Source organism: Nonomuraea glycinis, from assembly GCF_035920485.1.
In the GTDB taxonomy this organism is placed as follows: domain Bacteria; phylum Actinomycetota; class Actinomycetes; order Streptosporangiales; family Streptosporangiaceae; genus Nonomuraea; species Nonomuraea glycinis.
Window position 1 is genome coordinate 193,844 of sequence record NZ_CP109166.1, and the last position, 19,234, is coordinate 213,077.

22 protein-coding genes and 3 pseudogenes are annotated in these 19,234 nt (G+C 67.1%); 20 read left to right on the plus strand and 5 right to left on the minus strand.

The features are described from left to right. Positions 1 to 828 precede the first annotated feature (828 nt). Genes OHA68_RS00970 through OHA68_RS00980 form a run of 3 tightly spaced genes read left to right on the plus strand, consistent with a single transcriptional unit; the run spans position 829 to position 2,455 of the window. Positions 829 to 969 carry a hypothetical protein gene (locus OHA68_RS00970; RefSeq protein WP_327105893.1) on the plus strand — a complete coding sequence of 47 codons (141 nt, stop codon included), beginning with the start codon at positions 829 to 831 and terminating at the stop codon, positions 967 to 969. 23 nt (positions 970 to 992) lie between these two features. After that, positions 993 to 1,577 (plus strand): isochorismatase family protein, encoded by a 585-nt coding sequence (locus OHA68_RS00975; protein WP_327105894.1) that lies wholly within the window; start codon positions 993 to 995, stop codon positions 1,575 to 1,577. A 5-nt stretch (positions 1,578 to 1,582) separates the two neighbouring features. Next, positions 1,583 to 2,455, plus strand: a complete 873-nt coding sequence (locus OHA68_RS00980) for an alpha/beta fold hydrolase (RefSeq protein ID WP_327105895.1) — start codon at positions 1,583 to 1,585, stop codon at positions 2,453 to 2,455. A 190-nt stretch (positions 2,456 to 2,645) separates the two neighbouring features. On the opposite strand, the pseudogene OHA68_RS00985 reads toward OHA68_RS00980, so the two are convergent. Both OHA68_RS00985 and OHA68_RS00990 read right to left on the minus strand, forming a co-directional pair. Further along, a pseudogene (locus tag OHA68_RS00985) lies at positions 2,646 to 2,878 on the minus strand (ISL3 family transposase); the annotation flags it as partial. Positions 2,879 to 2,937: 59 nt separating this feature from the next. Next, on the minus strand, positions 2,938 to 3,567 hold the full coding sequence (locus OHA68_RS00990) for a TetR/AcrR family transcriptional regulator (protein WP_327105896.1): 630 nt from the start codon (positions 3,565 to 3,567) through the stop codon (positions 2,938 to 2,940). 144 nt (positions 3,568 to 3,711) lie between these two features. Here OHA68_RS00990 and OHA68_RS00995 point away from each other — a divergent pair, with 144 nt between their 5' ends. From OHA68_RS00995 to OHA68_RS01015, 5 genes are all read left to right on the plus strand, one after another. Then, a complete protein-coding gene (locus OHA68_RS00995; RefSeq protein WP_327105897.1) occupies positions 3,712 to 4,344 on the plus strand; it encodes an FMN-dependent NADH-azoreductase in 633 nt (210 codons plus the stop codon). 149 nt (positions 4,345 to 4,493) lie between these two features. Continuing rightward, the gene (locus tag OHA68_RS01000; RefSeq protein WP_327105898.1) at positions 4,494 to 4,997 is read left to right on the plus strand and encodes a YceI family protein; all 504 of its coding nucleotides are present in this window, start codon (positions 4,494 to 4,496) and stop codon (positions 4,995 to 4,997) included. 82 nt (positions 4,998 to 5,079) lie between these two features. Further along, on the plus strand, positions 5,080 to 5,721 hold the full coding sequence (locus OHA68_RS01005) for an NADPH-dependent F420 reductase (RefSeq protein ID WP_327105899.1): 642 nt from the start codon (positions 5,080 to 5,082) through the stop codon (positions 5,719 to 5,721). A 335-nt stretch (positions 5,722 to 6,056) separates the two neighbouring features. Then, positions 6,057 to 6,266, plus strand: coding sequence for a putative quinol monooxygenase (locus tag OHA68_RS01010; RefSeq protein ID WP_327105900.1), 210 nt, complete (start codon positions 6,057 to 6,059; stop codon positions 6,264 to 6,266). 59 nt (positions 6,267 to 6,325) lie between these two features. Then, positions 6,326 to 6,814: a cupin domain-containing protein gene (locus OHA68_RS01015; RefSeq protein ID WP_327105901.1), complete on the plus strand. Its 489-nt coding sequence runs from the start codon at positions 6,326 to 6,328 to the stop codon at positions 6,812 to 6,814. Here the strand turns inward: OHA68_RS01015 and OHA68_RS01020 are convergent. Beyond that, positions 6,718 to 7,368 (minus strand): hypothetical protein, encoded by a 651-nt coding sequence (locus OHA68_RS01020; RefSeq protein ID WP_327105902.1) that lies wholly within the window; start codon positions 7,366 to 7,368, stop codon positions 6,718 to 6,720. The genes OHA68_RS01015 and OHA68_RS01020 overlap by 97 nt on opposite strands. 251 nt (positions 7,369 to 7,619) lie before the next feature. Beyond that, positions 7,620 to 8,549, minus strand: a complete 930-nt coding sequence (locus OHA68_RS01025) for a LysR family transcriptional regulator (RefSeq protein ID WP_327105903.1) — start codon at positions 8,547 to 8,549, stop codon at positions 7,620 to 7,622. A gap of 132 nt (positions 8,550 to 8,681) precedes the next feature. On the opposite strand from OHA68_RS01025, the gene OHA68_RS01030 reads away from it, so the two are divergent. The 8 genes and pseudogenes from OHA68_RS01030 to OHA68_RS45505 form a co-directional block, all read left to right on the plus strand. Next, positions 8,682 to 9,614, plus strand: a complete 933-nt coding sequence (locus OHA68_RS01030; RefSeq protein ID WP_327105904.1) for an NAD-dependent epimerase/dehydratase family protein — start codon at positions 8,682 to 8,684, stop codon at positions 9,612 to 9,614. 25 nt (positions 9,615 to 9,639) lie between these two features. Continuing rightward, a complete protein-coding gene (locus OHA68_RS01035) occupies positions 9,640 to 9,924 on the plus strand; it encodes a hypothetical protein (protein ID WP_327105905.1) in 285 nt (94 codons plus the stop codon). Next, positions 9,924 to 10,457 carry an SRPBCC domain-containing protein gene (locus OHA68_RS01040; protein ID WP_327105906.1) on the plus strand — a complete coding sequence of 178 codons (534 nt, stop codon included), beginning with the start codon at positions 9,924 to 9,926 and terminating at the stop codon, positions 10,455 to 10,457. Before OHA68_RS01035 ends, OHA68_RS01040 begins: the two co-directional genes overlap by 1 nt. Then, on the plus strand, positions 10,454 to 11,182 hold the full coding sequence (locus tag OHA68_RS01045; RefSeq protein WP_327105907.1) for an SDR family oxidoreductase: 729 nt from the start codon (positions 10,454 to 10,456) through the stop codon (positions 11,180 to 11,182). The genes OHA68_RS01040 and OHA68_RS01045 overlap by 4 nt, the downstream gene beginning before the upstream one ends. Then, the gene (locus tag OHA68_RS01050) at positions 11,154 to 11,738 is read left to right on the plus strand and encodes an SRPBCC domain-containing protein (RefSeq protein ID WP_327105908.1); all 585 of its coding nucleotides are present in this window, start codon (positions 11,154 to 11,156) and stop codon (positions 11,736 to 11,738) included. The genes OHA68_RS01045 and OHA68_RS01050 overlap by 29 nt, the downstream gene beginning before the upstream one ends. 37 nt (positions 11,739 to 11,775) lie before the next feature. Continuing rightward, positions 11,776 to 12,330, plus strand: coding sequence for a phosphotransferase family protein (locus OHA68_RS01055; RefSeq protein ID WP_327105909.1), 555 nt, complete (start codon positions 11,776 to 11,778; stop codon positions 12,328 to 12,330). Between the two features lie 244 nt (positions 12,331 to 12,574). Continuing rightward, on the plus strand, positions 12,575 to 13,021 hold the full coding sequence (locus OHA68_RS01060; RefSeq protein WP_327105910.1) for a hypothetical protein: 447 nt from the start codon (positions 12,575 to 12,577) through the stop codon (positions 13,019 to 13,021). 390 nt (positions 13,022 to 13,411) lie between these two features. Next, positions 13,412 to 14,006: pseudogene (locus tag OHA68_RS45505) on the plus strand (IS3 family transposase); the annotation flags it as partial. Between the two features lie 105 nt (positions 14,007 to 14,111). On the opposite strand, the gene OHA68_RS01070 reads toward OHA68_RS45505, so the two are convergent. Then, entirely contained in the window at positions 14,112 to 14,384 is a 273-nt protein-coding gene (locus OHA68_RS01070; RefSeq protein WP_327105912.1) for a hypothetical protein, read from the minus strand. Positions 14,385 to 14,596: 212 nt separating this feature from the next. Here OHA68_RS01070 and OHA68_RS01075 point away from each other — a divergent pair, with 212 nt between their 5' ends. The 4 genes and pseudogenes from OHA68_RS01075 to OHA68_RS01085 all read left to right on the plus strand — a co-directional run bounded on the left by OHA68_RS01075 (position 14,597) and on the right by OHA68_RS01085 (position 19,159). Continuing rightward, positions 14,597 to 15,391 (plus strand): class I SAM-dependent methyltransferase, encoded by a 795-nt coding sequence (locus tag OHA68_RS01075; protein WP_327105913.1) that lies wholly within the window; start codon positions 14,597 to 14,599, stop codon positions 15,389 to 15,391. Between the two features lie 283 nt (positions 15,392 to 15,674). Next, a pseudogene (locus OHA68_RS45265) lies at positions 15,675 to 15,938 on the plus strand (MFS transporter); the annotation flags it as partial. Then, positions 15,895 to 16,821, plus strand: coding sequence for an MFS transporter (locus OHA68_RS01080; protein ID WP_327105914.1), 927 nt, complete (start codon positions 15,895 to 15,897; stop codon positions 16,819 to 16,821). The pseudogene OHA68_RS45265 and the gene OHA68_RS01080, both read left to right, overlap by 44 nt. A 145-nt stretch (positions 16,822 to 16,966) precedes the next feature. After that, positions 16,967 to 19,159 carry a hypothetical protein gene (locus OHA68_RS01085; protein ID WP_327105915.1) on the plus strand — a complete coding sequence of 731 codons (2,193 nt, stop codon included), beginning with the start codon at positions 16,967 to 16,969 and terminating at the stop codon, positions 19,157 to 19,159. Positions 19,160 to 19,234 lie beyond the last annotated feature (75 nt).

A 19,234-nucleotide genomic window follows, 5' to 3' on the forward strand; every position in this document is an offset into this window, starting at 1 on the left:
TAGATGGCCTCCGCCGCGTTTCCGCGTAGTCGACGATCACCAGTGCCGTCGCCGACAGGTCGGCGATCACCCGAAATATCCGGCGTCCCGATCGTGTGCCGCTCGAATATTGAAGTCCGTGGCTTGAGCTGCGGTTATGCGGCGTGGCGGTATTCGTTGATCGGGTCACGTCCACGGACGTGGTGTATCGGTTAGAGCACATGCCGAGCACTGTGAGCGACCTCTGTGGACGGTGCCTGGATGACTGGAATGCGGGAGCTACTTGCGCAGGGCTGAGATGCAACCACCGAAGAGGGTGGTGGCCGTGCTCGGTGCGTGCTCGTACGCTTCGTCACGCGTTGTCAGGACCCGGCACAGCCTGACAGGCAAAACGCGCCGAGGCGGCACGAACCAGCACTTAAAGACACAGGGCGGCATTAAAAGATCTTGCCTTCTAATCCGACGGTCGCAGGTGCAAATCCTGCAGGGCGCGCTTTGATCATGGCGTTGACCTGCGGAAACGCGTGTCACTGTGGGCGTACAGAACATAGTTCTAGGCCGTCGGTGCTCGCCCGTACCAATCGCGCACACACCATGATCGTTACACCGTTCGGCGCGCTACTCACCAAGCCAGAGCAGCCCCGCTCCGCCGCGAGTCCGGCAAGACGAGGCCACTCTCCCTACTCCGGCCAGGCGCGCAGATACCTCAGCGCGCCCCTGTCCGGTGCCAAAACTCGCTCATAGCGCTGGCCTGCGTTTTCGCACGTCGTCAAGCGGCTCTGCGGTACTCACGAATCAGACCGCAGACGGCGCTTCGAAGTCCAGGTCGGAACCTCGTTACCCCTCCTCATGATCACCACACCGGGCGGCATCGAAGGCATGTTCCGCCACGCCGGGCGCGACCTGCGTACCCCACGGCCCGACGGCCGGTCGCTTCTGGAGGAAGCCTCCGAGTTGTACGGCGGCGTCATCCTCGGCCCGCCCCGCTGACACAGACAAGGAGATACCTCACCATGTCCATCACCCTGTTCACCCCGGAACACAGTGCCGTACTGCTCATCGACCACCAGATCGGCACCATGTCCTGGGCCCGCTCGGCCGCCTTCGAGGACATCAAGCTCCGGGCGCTGTCCCTGGCCAGGGGCGCGATCGCGCTCGGCATGCCCCTCGTCCTGACCTCCTCTTTGGAGGACCAGGCCCAGGGGCCGATGCTCGATGAGTTCGCCGAGATCGCCCCTGAGGCCTACGCCTCTCGCGTCCAACGCAAAGGCGCGGTCAACGCCATGAACGAGCCTGGTTTCGCCGACGCGTTCAAAGCGACCGGTCGCCGTAACCTCATCATCGCCGGAGTCACCAACGACGTCTGCACCGTCTTCCCGGCTCTGACCGCGCTCGCCCAGGGCTACAACGTGCAGGTCGTCGCCGACGCTGGCGCCTCCATCACCAAGGACGCCGACACCGTCGCCCTGCGCCGCATGGAACGCGCGGGAGCCGACATCACCTCCACCAACCAGGTGCTGGCTGAGCTCGCCGACGACTGGGCCGGCCCCGGCGGCCAGGCCGTCCTCCCCGTCATGTTCGACCTCATCCCCGCCTGACGCTCATGAGCGACACGACAGAACTCCCCCGAGGCTTCGAGAGCACGACCGTCGCCGCGAACGGCACCACACTGCACGCCGCGGTCGGTGGCTCAGGCCCGCCCGTGCTGCTCCTGCACGGCTGGCCGCAGACCTGGCGGGCCTGGCGACACGTCATGCCCGCCCTGGCCCAGCAGGGATACCGCGTCATCGCACCAGACCTGCGAGGCATCGGCGACTCCGCACGTCCGGCCGGCGGGTACGACAAAGACAACCAGGCTGAGGACATGCGCGAGCTGCTCGAACGGCTCGGCATCAGCGGTGGCGTGCGGCTCGTGGGACACGACATCGGCGGCATGATCGCCTTCGCCTACGCCCGCCGCCACCCCGCCGAGGTCGAACGGCTCGCCATCGCGGAGCTGGCTTTGCCCGGTCTAGGGCTGGAACGCGCGATGGACGTGGCCACGGGCGGGCTGTTCCACTTCGGCTTCTTCATGACCCCCGAGGTGCCGGAGCTGCTGTTCGACGGCAAGGAGGACGACTTCTTCACCTGGTGGTTCGCCCGGTTGTCGGCCGTGCCCGAGGCGTTCCCGCCCGAAGAGGTCGCCGCCGTGGCCTCCTCCTACCGCGGGCGGGAAGCGCTCCGGGCCGGCTTCGAGCACTACCGCACCCTTCTGCACGACGGCCGGATCTACCGCGCCTGGCTCGACGGCGGCGGAACTCTGCCGATGCCGGTCCTGGCCGTCGGCGGGGAGCACAGCGCCGGCGCCCGGCTGGCCGACAGCCTGCGAGCGGTGGCGCCGCAGGTGATCGGCACGGTCATCAAGGACAGCGGGCACTACGTCCCTGAGGAGCGTCCTGAGGACTTCATCCAGGAACTGATCACTTTCTTGACCTGACCGAGCTCGGGCGGTCCGGCATCGCCAGGGAGCACCACCCGCAGTGGACGGCGCGAAGGCCACTCACCGGACCGCCCCGTACTGGAGAACGAGCATGAACCCGAACGAGTCGTCGTCATCACCGGAGCCGCCGGAGGCATCGGCTGAAGTCGACGGCCACAACATCACCGTCAACGTGATCACGCCCGGCCCCCTCGGTAGGGCCGTAGCTGTACGGAAGCGTGAGCGCGGCGATCACTGAGTCCCGGCCTCGGTCCAGGCCCCGGGCGAAGGAGTGCAGATGAGGCAGACCTACTGCGCGGACCTGGGCGATCCAGCGTGAGAGCCCGTCGGCATTTCCTTCGCGAGGCGTCAGGACTGGGCGAAGTCCGCAATGTGGGCGGCCAGTTGCTGGACAACCTTGCAGGTCAAGGAACTCAGGACGCGACCGGCGCCGCCGAGGTACCGCGCTCGGCGAGCCCTTACCAAGTTCCCTGAGTCGCTCATTGAGCTTTCAAGACGTGTTCGACAAGTGACTCCCAGCTGTCGGCCAGCGCGACTGCTCGGCGTGCCGAATCTGCGGTGGCGTTCTCCTCGGGCGCCAGGTACATCACGAACGGGCCCTCGAGGGCCGCAGCGAGCTGTATTGCCAGGCTGTCGATATCGGAGGTGCTCAGGAGGCCTTCGCGCCGGGCTTGCCCGAGGAGCATCCGGATGTGGGTGGGCGACATCCCGCCCGCGGCGATGGTCACCTGCTGGTTGCGATCGAGTGCGGCGCGCTCGATCGCATGATGCTCGAGCAGGAATTCGATGCGCGCGCGGCCGTAGGCGACCAGCCGGGCGGTCACGTCGGCGCCGGGACCCAGTGGCGGCGGCCCGTAGAGCACCTGCTGCTGGAATGTGCGGTCGGCATCGTCGAGCAAAGCGGCAAAGATCCCGGCTCGGCTGCCGAAACGCCGGAAGACGGTCCCCTTGCCCAGCTTGGCCCGCTCGGCCAGTGCGTCCATGGTGAGCCGTCTCACGCCGCTTTCGGAGATCATCTCGCGGGCGACCTTCAGCAGGTGTTCGCGGTTGCGGGCGGCGTCGGCACGCTCGGCACTCGGGGGACCGATGGGCAGGCGGAAGTCGTTCACGGTCACACACCCTACCCGAGCGGAATAATAAACGGGGTGAAGTCCGTTTGGGGTAAAGTCCGCTTGTGATGATGCGAGGCGCCAAGCCCGCTTCGCGACCTGCGCCGCCCCAAGCGCGGGCAAGACCGACCAAGGAGTTCAACCATGACCCTGTTCCGACTGGACGCCAGCATCCTGCCCGCGGCTTCCGCCAGTGCGGAGATCGCCGACATAGTCGAGGCGAAGTGGACGGCAGCGCATCCCGGCGAAAAGGTGGTGCGCCGCCACCTGGGCACCGACCCGCTGCCGACCCACATCTGGGCGAGCGCCACCGTCGCCGGCTTCACCCCCGAATCGGAGCGCACCCCCGCCCAGCGTGAGGCGCTCGCGAACGCCAAGGACCTCGTCGAGGAGCTGGCGTCCGCGGATGTCGTCGTCCTGGCCGTGCCGTTTTACAACTTCGGCGTCTCCCAGCATTTCAAGACGTGGATCGACCTGGTGATCGCCGCCGCCGGACCGACCACGCCCGTCCTGAAGGGCAAGCCGACAGTGCTGGTCACCGTGCGCGGCGGCGGCTACGGCCCGGGCACCCCGCGCGAGGGCTGGGACCACTCCACCCCCTACCTCAGGCGCATCCTCGCCGATGTCTGGGAGGCCGATCTGACCGTCATCGAGCGTGAACTCACCCTCGCGGCCACCACCCCCGGCATGGAAGGCCTGCGCGATCTGGCCGCCGAGCTGCGCAGCAAGGCGCTCGAGGAAGCCGAAAAGGTCGGCACCGGCATCGCCACCCCCTGACTCCGGCCCCCGGCGGTCTCGACCCGGCCACTGCCGAGGCCACCGCGACCGCACTCACCGGGCGGGGCGGCGATCTAAGAACCAGAGAACAAGCACCAAGTCATGCAGAGCGGCGCCCAACTGTGACCCCCGACCGAACGGAGTCCCCGATGTCCACGCAGATCACGCCCGGCCACTACACACTCGACCCGGCACGCAGCACGGTCCGCTTCCAGCGAAAGACGTTCCGGGGCCTGACGACCGCCAACGGCGTTTTCGGCTCGCTGCAGGGCAGCGGCACGCTCGCGCCGGCCGGCACCGCCGATGGCGGCCTCGTCATCGACGTCGCCTCGATCGACTCGAAGCACACAAAGCGCGACACCCACCTGCGCAGCAAGGACCTGCTGAACGCCGGGTCGTTCCCGAAGATCACCTTCGACGCCGACCGCAGCACGCCCACGGGCTCGAACTCGGCCGACGTCCAGGGCAAACTTACCGTCCGCGGGACCAGCCGGAAGCTGAGCTTCCCGGCGAATTTCAGCCCGCGGGGCGCCAATGCGGTCGTGCTACGCGCCGCCGTCGAGATCGATCCGGCGCAGTTCGGGCTCAAGAACCCACTCGGCATGATGAAGGGCCCGGCTGTCATCGATCTCGACCTGCGCTTCACCGCGTGAACTGAACACGGCCCCGGCCTCGACCATGGGCCAGACCCCGGACGAGCGAGAACACCGAAAGATCGAGAAGAAGGAGCCCATCATGAGCAGCATCAGCATCATCGGCACGGGGAACATGGCCCGCGTCCTGGCCGGCCGCGCACTCGCGGGCGGCAACGCGGTCGAGGTCATCGGCCGCGACGCTTCCAAGGCCGACGCTCTGGTCGGGTCGATCGGCGGCGGCGCCACGACGGGAAGGATCGGCACGGCCCCGGCCGGCGACATCTTCATCCTCGCGCTGCCCTACGCCGACGCCGCACCGGTCGTGCGCCAGTTAGGCAACGCCCTGTCGGGCAAGGTGATCGTCGACATCACCAACCCGTTCAATCCCGACCTCACGGGACTGGTCACGCCAGAGGGCAGTTCCGCCGCGCAGGAGATCGCCAAGGCCGCCCCCGCGGGAGCTCACGTCGTCAAGGCGTTCAACACCGTCTTCGGCCACGTGCTGGCCGCCTACACGCCCGAGGACCCCCGCCCGCTGGACGTGTTCATCGCCGGCGAGGACGCCGAGGCCAAGGCGCGCGTGTCATTGTTCGTCGAGAGCCTCGCGCTGCGCCCGCTCGACGTCGGCGACCTGACGAGCGCTCGTTGGCTCGAAGGAACGAGCGTGCTGTTGATGCGCGCCATGTTCGGCAAAGCCGTCCGCAGCAGCAGCTTCTCCATCGGCCTCACCGTCCGCGACTGACCATACGCACCTTCTCCGTCCGTACTGAAGACGCCGACATCGGGCACCCGGCCGCGATCTGTGGCGCTCGCGGCGGAGAAGAACCCCCACATCCAATTTCATTTCACTCCCGTCGGGTCATCGTGGATCAACCAGATAGAGACCTGGTTCGGCATCATCACCCGGCAGTCCATCCGCCGTGGCACTTTCTCCAGCGTGAACGTCCTGATCAAGCAGATCCGCGACTACATCGACTCCTGGAACGAGAACGCGAAACCTTGCACCTGGACCGCGACCACCGGCGAGATCCTCACCAAAGTCCGCCTCGTCCCACAATCGTCACCAAGGAGTCAGCCATGTCGGCATTCGTATTCGTAAACCGGTTGCAGGCCAAGGACGGGCGACGCGACGAGCTCATCGAACTGCTCAGGGAGTTCGCCGTCTCCATGCACGCCGAACCCGGGTGCGTCCACTACTCGATTCACAAGCCGGTCGAGGACGGGCGCACTCCACGGTCAGATGATCGTCAGTTACTCAGCCAAACCCACCTTGCCGAGCCGAAGTAAGCGGGGTATAGTCCGCTTATGTTGCACGCAAAGTCCGCTTCCGTTCAGAAGGGAACCTCGTGAGCTACCTGCCAAATGGGGCGATCGTCCTACCGGCCGGCGAGGGCCGGCCGATCCCCGGCGACGGCCTGCTAATCCCCAACTTGGTTGGCAAGGTCACCGCCGACCAGGGCTCAGGCTCCATCGCCGTGATGGAGGGGACGGCGGAGCCCGGCTTCGGGCCCCCTATTCATATCCATCACAGCAGCGAAGAGCTTTTCTATGTTCTCCAGGGCCAGATGGACTTCCAGATCGGCGACCAGCGGGTAAGCGCCACGCCTGGCACGCTCGTCATGGTGCCGCGCGGAGCGGCCCACGCGCCCCGGGTGGTCGGACGCGAGCGGGCCAGGTTCCTGGTCATGTTCGCGCCCGCCGGCCCGGACGGGCTGTTCTACGAGATCGCCGCACTCGCTCAGGAAAATGGCGGGGCCATCAATGACAATGACTCGCGCATCGAGGCGCTTGCGGTCAAATACGATACCGAGCATGTCGGGCCCCCGCTGCAGTAAATCAACGAGAGCACCCCACCCACAAAATCAACGAGAAGACTCAGATATCGCTCGGCCAGGAAGTAGAGTTCGGGCCTGATCAGGAGATCTGTCAGAGCAACCGCATCGAAGATGTCCAGCTTGACCTGGTGGACATTCCGCGCCTCATCCTCCAGCGTGTGTCGTGTGCTTACCGGCACCGGGGCCACTGTGAAGTACAGCACGTGTTGTACGGGACTGCCTTGGCCGCAGATCGAGGCCAAATCTCTTCTGATCTTGGCGGGGACGCGGTCCTTCTGGATCGTGCAGGCCAAGACGACCTTCTCCGTCGAAGCCAGGCGCGCGAAAGCCGAGACCGGCGACGGAGCCGCGGCAAGGCTCGTCCAGAAACTCTCGGCGTCCCGACCCTGATCGCCCCCGCTGCTTACGGGGCCGGTCGCCGGCACCAAATTGCTCACGAGCACCAGACGGGCCGCGTCCAGACAGAGCTGTTCGAACTCGTGGTGCGCATTGCGCTCCCCAAGATTGTCCAGGGCGAACCGAATCAACAGACTGGACTGCCTGGGAGTGTTCACCAGTCGGCTCCTCACCTCGGCTCTCACAGAAATCACCGACAGTGTGCCGCACCCCGCTGACATGGGTGCCAATCGGCCGAGGTGCAAACCTGAGTTCTTGAGCCTCACACGGTGCAGCAATGCGCCGGGGCTACCCGGCGAGCGGAGGGCCGTGTAGAGGGACGCAAGTTGAGAATCCGGACTATATGCGCTTCGGCCCCGCTTGACGGCGGGGCCGAGCCTCATGACGCCGCCGCCCGCGACCCCATGACCTATCGCGTCTTCGTGGACGTCGGGCTGTCCGCTGCGAGTTGGGTTCGTACGCCGTGAGGCACATGTACGCCGTGATTGCGCAGGTTGCGGATGAATCGGGCGGCGAGCGGATCCGGTTCTGCGGACGTCACCGCCACCAGCTGTCTGACCCATCGTGGCGAGAACGATCGCACTGCGCCAGGAAAACCATCGCTGAGGGCGCTTACGGGGCACACGGCGATTCCCAGGCCGGCGGCAGCGAGCTGCGGTGCCGCGGTCGTCACCGCTGTCCTCATGACGGGCTCCGGGCGGACCCCGGCGCGAGCGAACGAGCGATCGAGCCAGGCGCTGAGGCCGTTCTCCGCCGCGTAGTGAACGAACGGCACACCTTCAAGATCCTCGAGGCGCACCGTCGGCTGCTCGGCCAGTGGGTGGCCGGTGGGTGCCGTCAGCACGATCTCTTCCTCAGCGACGGTGGTGATCGTGAAGCGGCCAGGCACGGGAGCGGGCATCAAGGCCAGGTCGACCTCGTCGGAGTCGACGAAGCCGTGGAGCTCGTCCGCCGCCGTGGATTCACGCAGGGTGATCGCCACCTCCGGGTGGCGACGGTGCCACTCGCGAATGACCGGAGCGAGCACGGACACCAGGCTCTGCGCACAACCCAACCGAAGTGACCCTCCGGTCGCTTCGCCGGCGGCACGAGCCGACCTCACCGCAGAAGTAGCCGCTTCGATCGCCCGTCTGGCGTCCGCCACCGCGGCCCGCCCAGCGGGAGTGAGCCTGACCCCCCGGGGCTCGCGGCGAAGCAGGGTCGTTCCTGTCTCGCGCTCCAGCGTCGCGAGCTGATGAGAGACGGCGGGCTGCGACGAATGCAGCAGCCGCGCGGCCTGGGTGATCGACCCGGAGTCCGCGACCGCCACGAGACACTCCAACGCTCGAAGAGAAGCCATCCAAGAATTCTATTACAGAGCCTCGAAACATGAATATTTCTGAGGGAATGCCTTCAAGGCCATCGATTGCTCTACCCCACGACGCCTTCTCACCCAAACAGAGGGGGCCCGTACTCGGCGAAGGAGAGTTTCATGGCGCAGGCGTTCGTCACGGGCGGTTCGGGGTTCATCGGCCAGGTGCTGCTACAGCGACTCCTCGACGAGGGGCATTCGGTCCGTGTTCTGGTCAGAAGCGAGGCGTCGGCCGCAAAGGTAGCGGCGCTGGGCGCGGTGCCCGTCCGGGGCGAGTTGACCGACCCGGCCACGTGGCGCGACAAGGTAACGGGGAGTGACGTGGTGTTTCACCTCGCTGCCGAGACGGACATCACCGCAGACCGTCAGCGTCATGAGCTTGTGACGGTTCGCGGCACTCGGGCAGCCGTCGATGCGGCCCGCTACGCGCGGGTTCCTCGGTTCGTCCACTGCGGGAGCGAAGCTGCGCTCCTCGCCGGCGACCCGCTGATGGACATCGACGAGACCGCGCCGCTGCGGCCGGACTCGGAAGCCGCCTACTGTGCGGTGAAGGCCGTTGCCGAGAAGATCGTGCTCGATGCGAACGCCCCGGACTTCGCCACGGTGTCGATCCGTCCGAGGTTCGTCTGGGGTCCCGGCAGCATCCTCATCGAAGGCCTGGTCGCGGCGGCGAAGGCGGGACAGTTCGCCTGGATCGACGGAGGCCGGCACACGACCGACGTCACGTTCGTCGACAACGCCGTCGAGGGCCTCATGCTCGGATGGCAGCGCGGCCGGCCAGGCCAGGCCTACTTCATCACCGACCGGCGCCGCGTCCCCCTGCGCGAGTTCATGGAGACCTTGTTCGCGATCTATGGCGTCGATACGCCGATCCCCGACCTCGACGCGGAGACCGCGGAGCGCGAGGTCCCGGTTCCCGTTCGATGGTTCCTCGGGCAGCCGTGCATCCTGCGGACGGGCAAGGCCGCAGGCGAGCTCGGATACAACCCCATTGTTTCGCATGCCGCCGGTCTCCACGCTGTCAGGGATTCGGTGGCACTCAGCGGTGTGTGAAGGCTTCACATCCGTTCAAGAGGAGGTGAAGTCCTTCACCCGCGGCCCGGTGGCCAAGAGTTTCACCATGAACTTCGGAGCCTTGTTCGGAGCGGTGCGCGAGCAGCGAGTACGGCCGAGTAATCGGTACGTCGCGGACGAGGCCGCCCGCGAGATCACCGAGCGCCTCATCCGCGACGCCGGCTACGACCCGGTACGCGTCGGAGACCTCTCCCGCGCCCGTGACTTCGAGAACGCGGTCTGGCTCCTCATGGGTGTGGCCCCGACAGGAGGCGTGTTCTACCGATTCGCGGTGCCCGGCGAGCTCTGATGAGCGCTCTCGCGTTCCATTCCCATCTGGAGGTTGATGTGTTCGAAGCAGTAAATTGGCCGGAGGCCATGGTCCCCAGCCGCTCCCCGATCCACTTCACCAACGAGCTTGAGGTCGCGGCCTCTCCCGAAACGGTCTGGTCCCTGCTGGTGGACCCCCAGGCCTGGCCCAGCTTCTATCCTGGCGTCGAGCATGTACGGCTGCTCGATGGCCACGACGCGCTGCACCTCGGCACACGGTTCGAGACCAATCTGGCCGGCCAGGACGTCTTCGCGTCCGTGCAGGAGTTCGAGCCTGTGACGCGCATTGCCTGGGGCGGCCATCCCAAGGCTGCGGAAGCATCCAAGGCTTATCACGCTTGGATCATCACACCCACGCCGAAGGGGTGTCATCTCTGGACCGAAGAGACGATGCAGGGGCCGTTCTGGATCGAATTGGCGAAGAAGGCTCCCGACGTTTTCTGGCGCACGCACGAGGAACTTCTCGCAGCGCTCGCCAAGGTCGCGACCGAGCGCAGCGGCTTTCCCGCATGACATATTCGCTGAAGGACAAGGACGTTCTGATCGTGGGAGGCGGCTCGGACATCGCGGCCGCGCTGGCCGCCGATCTCCTCCAGGAGGGTGCGCGAGTCACGCTCGCGGGCCGGGACGCCGGGAGAACGGCCGCCGCGGCGAAGGCCGTGGGTGACACCGTCCGGGCCATCGCCCTCGACCTCTCGGACGAGGAGTCGATCCGGGCGGCCGCTGATCAGGCCGGGACCGCCGACGGGCTCGACCATCTCGTCAGCGTCGCTACGGAGCGGGCCTCCGGACCGGTCGCCTCCCTTGATCGCCGCGCGCTGCTCGCTGCCTTCGACGCCAAGGCCGTCGGTCCGATCATGCTGGCCAAACACTTCGCCCCGCTGATCACCAAGGGAGGTTCGCTGCTGTTCTTCTCCGGTCTGGGGGCCTGGCGACCGGCACCGGGAGGCGTCGCGACGGCGGCCACCAACGGCAGCGTCACCACGCTCGTCTCCGCCCTCGCCGTCGAGCTGGCGCCCACCCGCGTCAACGCCATCTCCCCCGGCGTGATTACCACCGGCGCTTGGGACACCGCGGTACCCGACAAACAACGACTGTTCCAGCACGTCGCGGCCACGACACCGGCCCGCCGCGTCGGACAGCCCTCCGACGTCTCAAGCGCCGCCCGCGCGCTGCTGACCAGCCCCTTCATCACCGGCGAAACCCTCCATGTCGACGGCGGCGGGCGCTGGGCTTGACCCCGGCACACACATAAACAAGGAGAAGTGGCTTATGTACGACAAAGTGAAGTGGCCCAAGCAGTACGACCCGAAAACGTCGGCCATCTACGCGCTCAACGACATCGACGTGAAGGCGCCCCCTGAAGTGGTGTGGAAGCTGCTTGTCGACGCCGAGAACTGGTCGAGCTACTTTCCCCCCGAAGACCAGGTCAAGATCCTGAGCGGTGAGCCTGAACTGGCGCCCGGAACCAGGTACAGCCGGGTGACGGTTGGATTCCCGATGAGTCTTAACGTGACGGAGTGCGAGCCCTTCAGCAGGCTCGCGTGGAAGACGGTGGTCGACGGCGACGACACCGGTTCGAGCGCATACCACGGCTGGGTGATCACGCCCACGCATGATGGCTGTCACGTGCTGACCGAGGAAACGCAGCAGGGCCCCTTCTTCCTTGAGGAGCTCGGGCGCAAGCAGCCCGGTGCGCTCTACCGGTATCACCAGGACTGGGTCGAACGACTCGCCCGCGCCGCAGAGGCGGAGGTGGCGAATCCCGGGTTCTACCGCAGCTCCCTCCGGTAGACGATCTCCTTGTTCCCCACGGGGGCCCGGGTATGCGATGATCAGCAGCCGGCAGGCTCCGCTACGTCCTCCCGCCGGGGTCATTCACGGCGACGCCTTCCTCGGCAACGTCATCGCCGGCCCGGACGGGCCCGCGCTGTGCGACTTCGACAGCACCACGATCGGGCCGCGCGAATGGGACCTGACGCCGGTGGCGGTGGGCAGCCTGCGGATGAACTACCCGGTGAACGAGCATCTCGCGCTCGCGGAGCGGTACGGCTTCGACGTGATCGCGTGGGAGGGGTTCCCGGTGCTGCGACGGCTTCGGGAGCTCAAACTCGTGACCAGCGTGCTGCCGATTCTGCGCAGCAACCCTTCGGTCCGGTCACAGTGGCGGCCCGGGGTCGCAGCTTCAAGACCGATGACACGAACGTCCGCTGGGAACCGTACAGCTAAGGAACGCCGTGCTGCGTGCACGATTTCAGCGGTGGGCGCGGACTCCGCGCGAGAAATCACCGCCGACTTCTCCAAATATGAACCATCCTCGGGAAATATCGAGGCGGACATCAGCATGGTGACATCTGGAAGTGTCAAGGCCCCTGTCAGCCCTTGACACGGTGTAGTCCGACGGCCACAAGTCGTTGTTCCCGATGGGTATTTCTAATTACCAGAATGACTTCTGGTCAAGGGAAGTTGAGCAGTGATAGCTTTCCCTTTGTCGCGAATATGGGGACGGGGGAAAGGGAATCCCGTGGGCACCGTTCTGCTCGGGGGCGCCTTCCGACTCTCTGTGGACCACATCGTTTCACCTGGAAGCGATATGAGGCGGCGAAGACACGCGTAGAGAGGACATCGGGGTGAGAAAGGCGATCAGAGTCGCTCTGGCGGGAGCAATGACATTAGTGGCCATGGGGATGGCCACGCCTCCCGCATCGGCGAATAACTACCGCGACTACCACATCCAAGTGAGTCAACAAATGGGTGCCACCGTCAAAATCTGCCTGAAGGCGGAGAGCTATGACGAGGCGAATCGGGATTATCGAGAGAGCTGCACCGGAGATGCACTCGTTGCCACCAAGCACGATCTCACGGTGCAGATCACCGACCGCCACCGGGTCTGGCTCCATGTAAATGTCGCCTTCGGGGAAAGTGCCGATCAGATCACCCTGCACAACGGGTACAACCATACGCTGCAGCGGCACGTTTTCGAGTCGCATTGGTGTGCGCTGGTGGGCACCACGCTCATCTGGAAAGCCGAGTGCTCATCAGACTCGAGTGGAAAAGAGGTCTATCACTGGCAGTGATCCGACGAACGTGCTTCGGATATCGTCGATCAACGGTCGGCGGGTGCAACGGCCACTGCTGTGATCATTCGGGTGTGACGGATCTGAAGATCATGCGGTGGCCCTGCCGTGGTGTGCCTCGCCGGCGGTCAGGAGAACAGGCGCTGGGGTGCATGCCGTCCGCCAGGCCTGTGTCCGATGGGTGGATGCTGTAGCCGAGCATGCGGCGGACCCGCCGGCTCAGCTGGCGGGCGGCGTCGCGTCCCGGTGACAGGGTGAAGGCCTCGCGGGTGCGTAGCCACGGCTCGTAGTAGTGCGCCTTGGCGGTCAGGCTCGGGTTCGCGTCGCGAGGGGTGGCGGGACGGGTGAATCGCCCCGGGTTCGGTGGAGACTTGATCTCTTGAGAGGATCGAGTCGGCCAAGCTGAAGCGGCTGCGCCGGGAGAACGCCGAACTGCGGCCCGCCAACGAGATCCTGAAGTCGGCTTTCTTCGCGACCGAGCTCGACCGGCCACACACGCGCTGGTGACCTTCATCGACCAACACGCCGACGTGTTCGGTGTCGAGCCGATCTGCCGTGTACTGACCGAACACGGCTGCCCGATGTCCACCAGCACCTACTACGCCGCCAAGAGGCGGCCACCCTCGGCGCAGGCGGTCCGCGACGCCGAACTGGACACCCACATCCAGCGCATCCACGCGACCAACTACGGCGTCTACGGCGCCCGCAAGGTCTGGCAGCAACTGCTGCGCGAAGGGCATCGGGTGGCCCGGAACGGCGCATGCGCGCGCTCGGCCTGCAGGGCGCGCGCCGGGGTAAGAAGATCCGCACCACCACCACCCCCGACCCCGGGCACGAACGCGCGGCCGACCGGCTGCAGCGCGACTTCACCGCCATGCGGCCGAACGCCGCCTGGGTGGCCGACTTCACCCACGTGACGGCCTGGTGCGGGGCGGTCTACGTCGCCTTCGTCGTCGACGTCTACTCCCGGGCGATCGTTGGCTGGGCCGCCTCGCTGACTGCAGATAGACCAGACCCACCTGCCGTGTCCGCGCGATGATCCCCGGCGCCGGGTCGACGACTCCGTTCTCGGCATGGCACAAGCCGGTGATCACGCGAGATAGCCGCCCGGCTCCATCAGCGCCCCCGCTGGCTCGACGTCGAACGACCCCGCAGTGGCAGTCTGGCCGGCGGTACATGCCTGCTCGATGACGACCAGTGCGGCTGTCCCGGCCAAGTCGATCAGTACCGGGCCGACGTGTTCGGGGCGAGTGACGCGCGCGGCAGCCCATCGACAATGCCGCCGGGCCTGTTCACGGGCGGCCTGATGGTCGGGGCCGGTGAAGTGGAAGGAACGGGTGGAACTGATCGGGTGTGGCGTCACGGTGATGTGGCCCGATCACCCAGGCCGCCTGATCCCTGTCACCTCTTCCAATTACCTGCCACAAGGCACGAGTTGGGACAGCCCGTCACGCGAAGGAACCGCAATGCCTGCTCCCCCAACGAGGGGGCCCGCACCGGCGGTGGCGCGGGGTTCGGCCATCGCGCTGAATATCCCGTTGGTCATGATCGGGCGCGCCTCTAAGCTCGACGGACATGAGCGAGATCGACTACCTGACCGTCAATCGCGCCAACTGGGACGGCCGCGTGGACATCCATGTGGCCAGCGACTTCTACGACGTTGCCGGCTTCAAAGCGGGCGCGGACCCGCTGCGGGACTTCGAGATCGACGAGGTCGGCGACGTCAGCGGCAAGTCGCTGGTTCACCTGCAGTGCCACTTCGGGCTCGACACCCTCGCCTGGGCCAGGCGGGGCGCACGGGTCAGCGGCCTCGATCTGTCGGAGAAGGCCATCGAGACCGCCACCGCGCTGGCGCGGGAATGCGGCCTGCAGGCGCGCTTCGTCGCCGCGGACGTCTGCGACGCGCCCGCCGCCCTGAAAGACACCTACGACATCGTCTACACCGGCATCGGCGCACTCGTCTGGCTGCCCGACCTGTGGCGCTGGGCCGAGGTGGTGGCCACCCTGCTGAAGCCGGGCGGGTTCCTGTACCTGTCAGAGTTCCACCCTGTCACCGACATGCTGGACGAGGCCACCGGATCGACCGTCACCGCCGACTACTTCGACGGCGAACCACACGTCTACGACGAGCCCTACACCTACACCGGCTCGGAGAGACTGACGAACACCATCTCCGTCCAGTTCCAGCACACCCTGGGCGACGTGATCTCCGCACTGGCCGCAGCCGGACTGCGCATCGACTTCCTGCACGAGCACGACCACACGCTCTTCAAACGCTTCGCAACCCTGGAGCCCCGCAACGGGCGCTACCAGGTGCCGGAAGGACAGCCGCGCATCCCGCTGATGTTCTCCATCAGAGCCAGCCGATAGCCGCCGTTACAGACATGAGGCGCCCTGAGAGTGCGCTGGCTTCCGCAGCCTGACACCTGTCACCCAATCGGTGATCATTTCCGGTCACAGGACTAGCGAATGGCGGCTGCTGTACCGGCCGCGGGTACGCCTGCTCATTCTGAAACCACACCTGACGAGAGAGCGCGGCGCCACCACCTCGCCCGGTCGCACCGCTCCGTTGAATGCCGCTGCCGCTCCCGGCTGTGGCGATACCGTGAGTTCTGTGGGTAAGCGCGGGATAAGAGTTCCGCCGCACATCACCGTGGCTAAGAAAAGGCGGCCGGGCGGCCTGCTCCGCACCCGGAACTTCGGCCTGCTGTGGGCTGGGGAGTCGGTCAGTGGGTTAGGCTCGGCGATCACCACGGTGGCCGTCCCGTTCTTGGCGATAACCGTCCTGCATGCCAGCACTGGCACGGTGGCCCTGCTGACCGCAGCCGGCTGGCTGCCCTGGTTCCTGATCGGCCTCCCGGCCGGTACCTGGGTTGACCGCTGGCCGCGCCGCCGCATCCTCGTGTCCGCCAACCTGGTGTCCGCCGCGGGTCCTGACCGCTATCCCGGTCGCCGCCTGGACCGGTGTGCTGACCGTGCCCATGCTGCTGGCCGCGGTGCTGATCGCCGGCACATCCAGCATGTTCTTCACCCTGGCATTCAACGCCTACATGCCGCACCTACTGGCCCCGGATGACCGAATGGAGGGCAACGCCAAGCTCCAGGCCGGCGCCTCGGCCGCCGAGATCGCCGGCCCTGGCCTCGGCGGTCTGCTCACCGAGGTGGCCGGAGCGGTCGGCGGCCTCCTCATCGACGCGGTCACCTTCATCGTCTCAGCCGCCTGCCTGCTCAGATTGCGGACCACGCCCGAGCCGAGGGCGGCGGCGGGCGAGCGGCCCGGCATGTTCCGGCAGCTCAGCGAGGGCCTCGGGTACTTCAAGTACGGCGAGTTCATGCTGCCCATGCTCATCGTGGCGGCGATGATCAACCTCAGGATGCTCGGCGTGTTCTCGCTGCGCATCGTCTTCCTGGTGCGCGCCGAAGGTATCGCGCCGGGAACTGTGGGCGGCCTGATCAGCCTCGCCAGCCTGGGCGGCCTGCTGGGCGCCGTGCTCGCGTCCAGCCGGCCAGCGCAACCCGGCTGCGGCGATCAGGCGGGGCCGAGTAGCGGGCTGGCCTGCGGGGTCGAAGCCGACGCCGTCGGTGAGGGCCTCGCGCATCAAGGTGATGGCCAACTCGCCCTCGGTGACGAAGGTCAAGTCGACAGGGAGGCCGGTGGCGTTGGCGGTGACCTACGACACGCGTCGAGGACCGGGTTCGATCCGATGCCAAGGGGGTCTTCGGCCCCGTTCACGATCGGTGCGGAATTTAGGCTCATGGCTACCCCTGGTCCCGCTGGAGGCCGCCATGTCCGGGTCTGATCAACCGTTCACCAAGCCGAGGGCCCGGCTGGCGCGGGCCTGTCTCTGGGTGCAGATGCTGATCCTGCTCGTACGCTTCGAGAACGACGCGAATCCTCACGGAGCCCGCCCAAGACCGGCTTCACCTTCGGCAACAGGACAGACGATGAACCGGTTGACCGGTGAGAGCCGCGAAAGAGGCGTTGTCGACGATCGTCACACGCACGCCCGGGCCAGGGTGCGGCGGGACGGCGTGGTCTGGCTGGCCTACGCGTTCGCGGCGCGGAACTTGATCGGGCTGCTGGCGCCCGCCCTGCTGGTCTTCCTGCCGATCGGCCTGCTCGCGGCATCGGCCCTGGTTTTGCTCGTGGACGGGTCGGCGGCGGTGGTCAACGGCGACTTCGAGCTGATCGGCGCGCCTGATGCGTCCCTACTGATGTGGTCGGCGGCGGTGCTGGTCGTCTCGGTGGCCGGACAGGCCGTGGCGCTGCCCGCGACGGTGCTGCTCGCCACCGGGCGGCTGGCCGGCAAGGACGTCTCCATCTCCGGCGCGATGCGGGCCGCGACCCGGCGCTGGCCCGCGATAGCAGTGCTCGTCCTGGTCGGCGTGGTGGCGTTCACGGTGGCTCTGGTGGCCGGGCTCGGCATTCTCGTGTGGACCGGGGCGCAGGTCACGGCTTACGCCGTGATGGCGGTCCTGGCCCTGTCTGCGATGCCGTGCCTGCTGGCCATGGCGCCTGTGGTCCTGGAGGGCAGGTCCGCGAGGGGCGCCTTCGCTCGCGCGTACCGGCTGACGGCCGGCGCCTCCTGGGCGACGCCGCTCACGCTGGCCTTCGGCGTCGTGCTCTTCCCCGCGCTGGCCGCGCGGGCGGTGAACTGGGCGGTGTCTGGGTTGCCCATCGTGCCGGTCGTGGCCGGCTGCGTGCTGGCGCTGGTCGCCGTGCCGTTCCAGGCGGCCGTGATCGCCCGCCTGTTCCTGCACCGCGTGGTCATCAAGGGGACGATCGCCGAATTCAAGGAGATCGTCGAGGGTCTGCCGTCGGGCACGCCAGACCCGGCCAAGCGCGTGCCGGTGCTCGCCGTGCTGCTCCTGCCCGGCCTGCTGTACGGCGGCGCGGTGCTGATCAACCCGCTGGGCTGGCTGGAGGTCTCCGAGACGGCCGTCACGGCGAACTGGTCACGCGATCCGGATTCCGAGGTGCCTGAGGAGGATGGGCGTCCGGAGCCGGAGCTCAAATCGTCGGATCTGCAAGCCCTGTATGCGGGGCAGGACAGGCGCATGGTCATGCTCATGGACGGCTCCGCCGAGGCGAAGCTGCTGACCTGTGCGGACAGCAGCTGCACTCGAATCCGGTTCACCTGGGCCGAGCCGGTCGGCGTTGCCGGCGGGTACACAGCGGCGAGCGCCCGGCTGGCGGACGGCCGTCTGGTCGTGTCGACGTGGGCGCGGGAGGGCGTGGACAACGGCGGGCTGATACGGGAGCACGAGAAATGGCGTGCCCGGCTCGGGCTGCTGATGTGCGACGCGACGGGCTGCGTACCGGCCCCGGGCGGCAAGCCGATCACGGAGGTGACGCGGTCCAGCCAGGACGGGACGGTCGCCCTGGCGGCACGGCCCGGCGGCGGTCTGCTGGTCGCCCAGCTCCACGAGCTCCCCTTGAGCAAGCGTGACATCGACAAGGAAGGGCTTTCGATCACCACCTGCGACGATCCGGCCTGCCCCCGTCCACGCACCAAGGAGATCGCCAAGCTTCCCGCCAACAGATACGCGCACAACAGGAGCGGCCTCATCGCGGGCGCGGGTTCCGACGACCGGCCCGTTGTGCTGCGGTTCGACCGCGACACCGGCTCGATCTTCGTGATCTCCTGCGACGATCCCGCCTGTGCCCAGGCACGCATCGGGCGGCCCGTCCGGGAGGATCGGCCCTACTACTTCGAAGGCCGCTACGGCCGAGCCGGCGCCGCCATGGTGGTCCGACCCGACGGCCGGCCGCTGATCTCCTACCGGGACGTGATCGACGGCGCGATCAAGCTGCTCGACTGCCGCACCCGCGAATGCTCGCAGGCCGACACGGCCACGGTGTCTGAGCCCGGTCGCAACGCGGGGCCGGCGATGGTGCTGGACCAGGACGGGCGGGCGCTGGTGGCCTACCAGGACCTCGACCGCAAACGGATCGTCATCGCCGCCTGCGCCGAAACACGCTGCACGCACACTCCGGTCACGACGATCCGGCGCGGCGGTAGTGATGGCCTGGCCATGGCGCTGGACGGCAACGGCAGCCCGATGATCGCCTGGATGGACGTCGCAGGCTGGGACGACTGGGACCTGGTCGTGACCACGCCGCTCAATCTGCCCTGAGCCACGACAGCGCACGCCCGTCCGCCGCGCAGACCGGGCACGTAGATGACGATCCCTCAGCCGATGCCGGGCTAG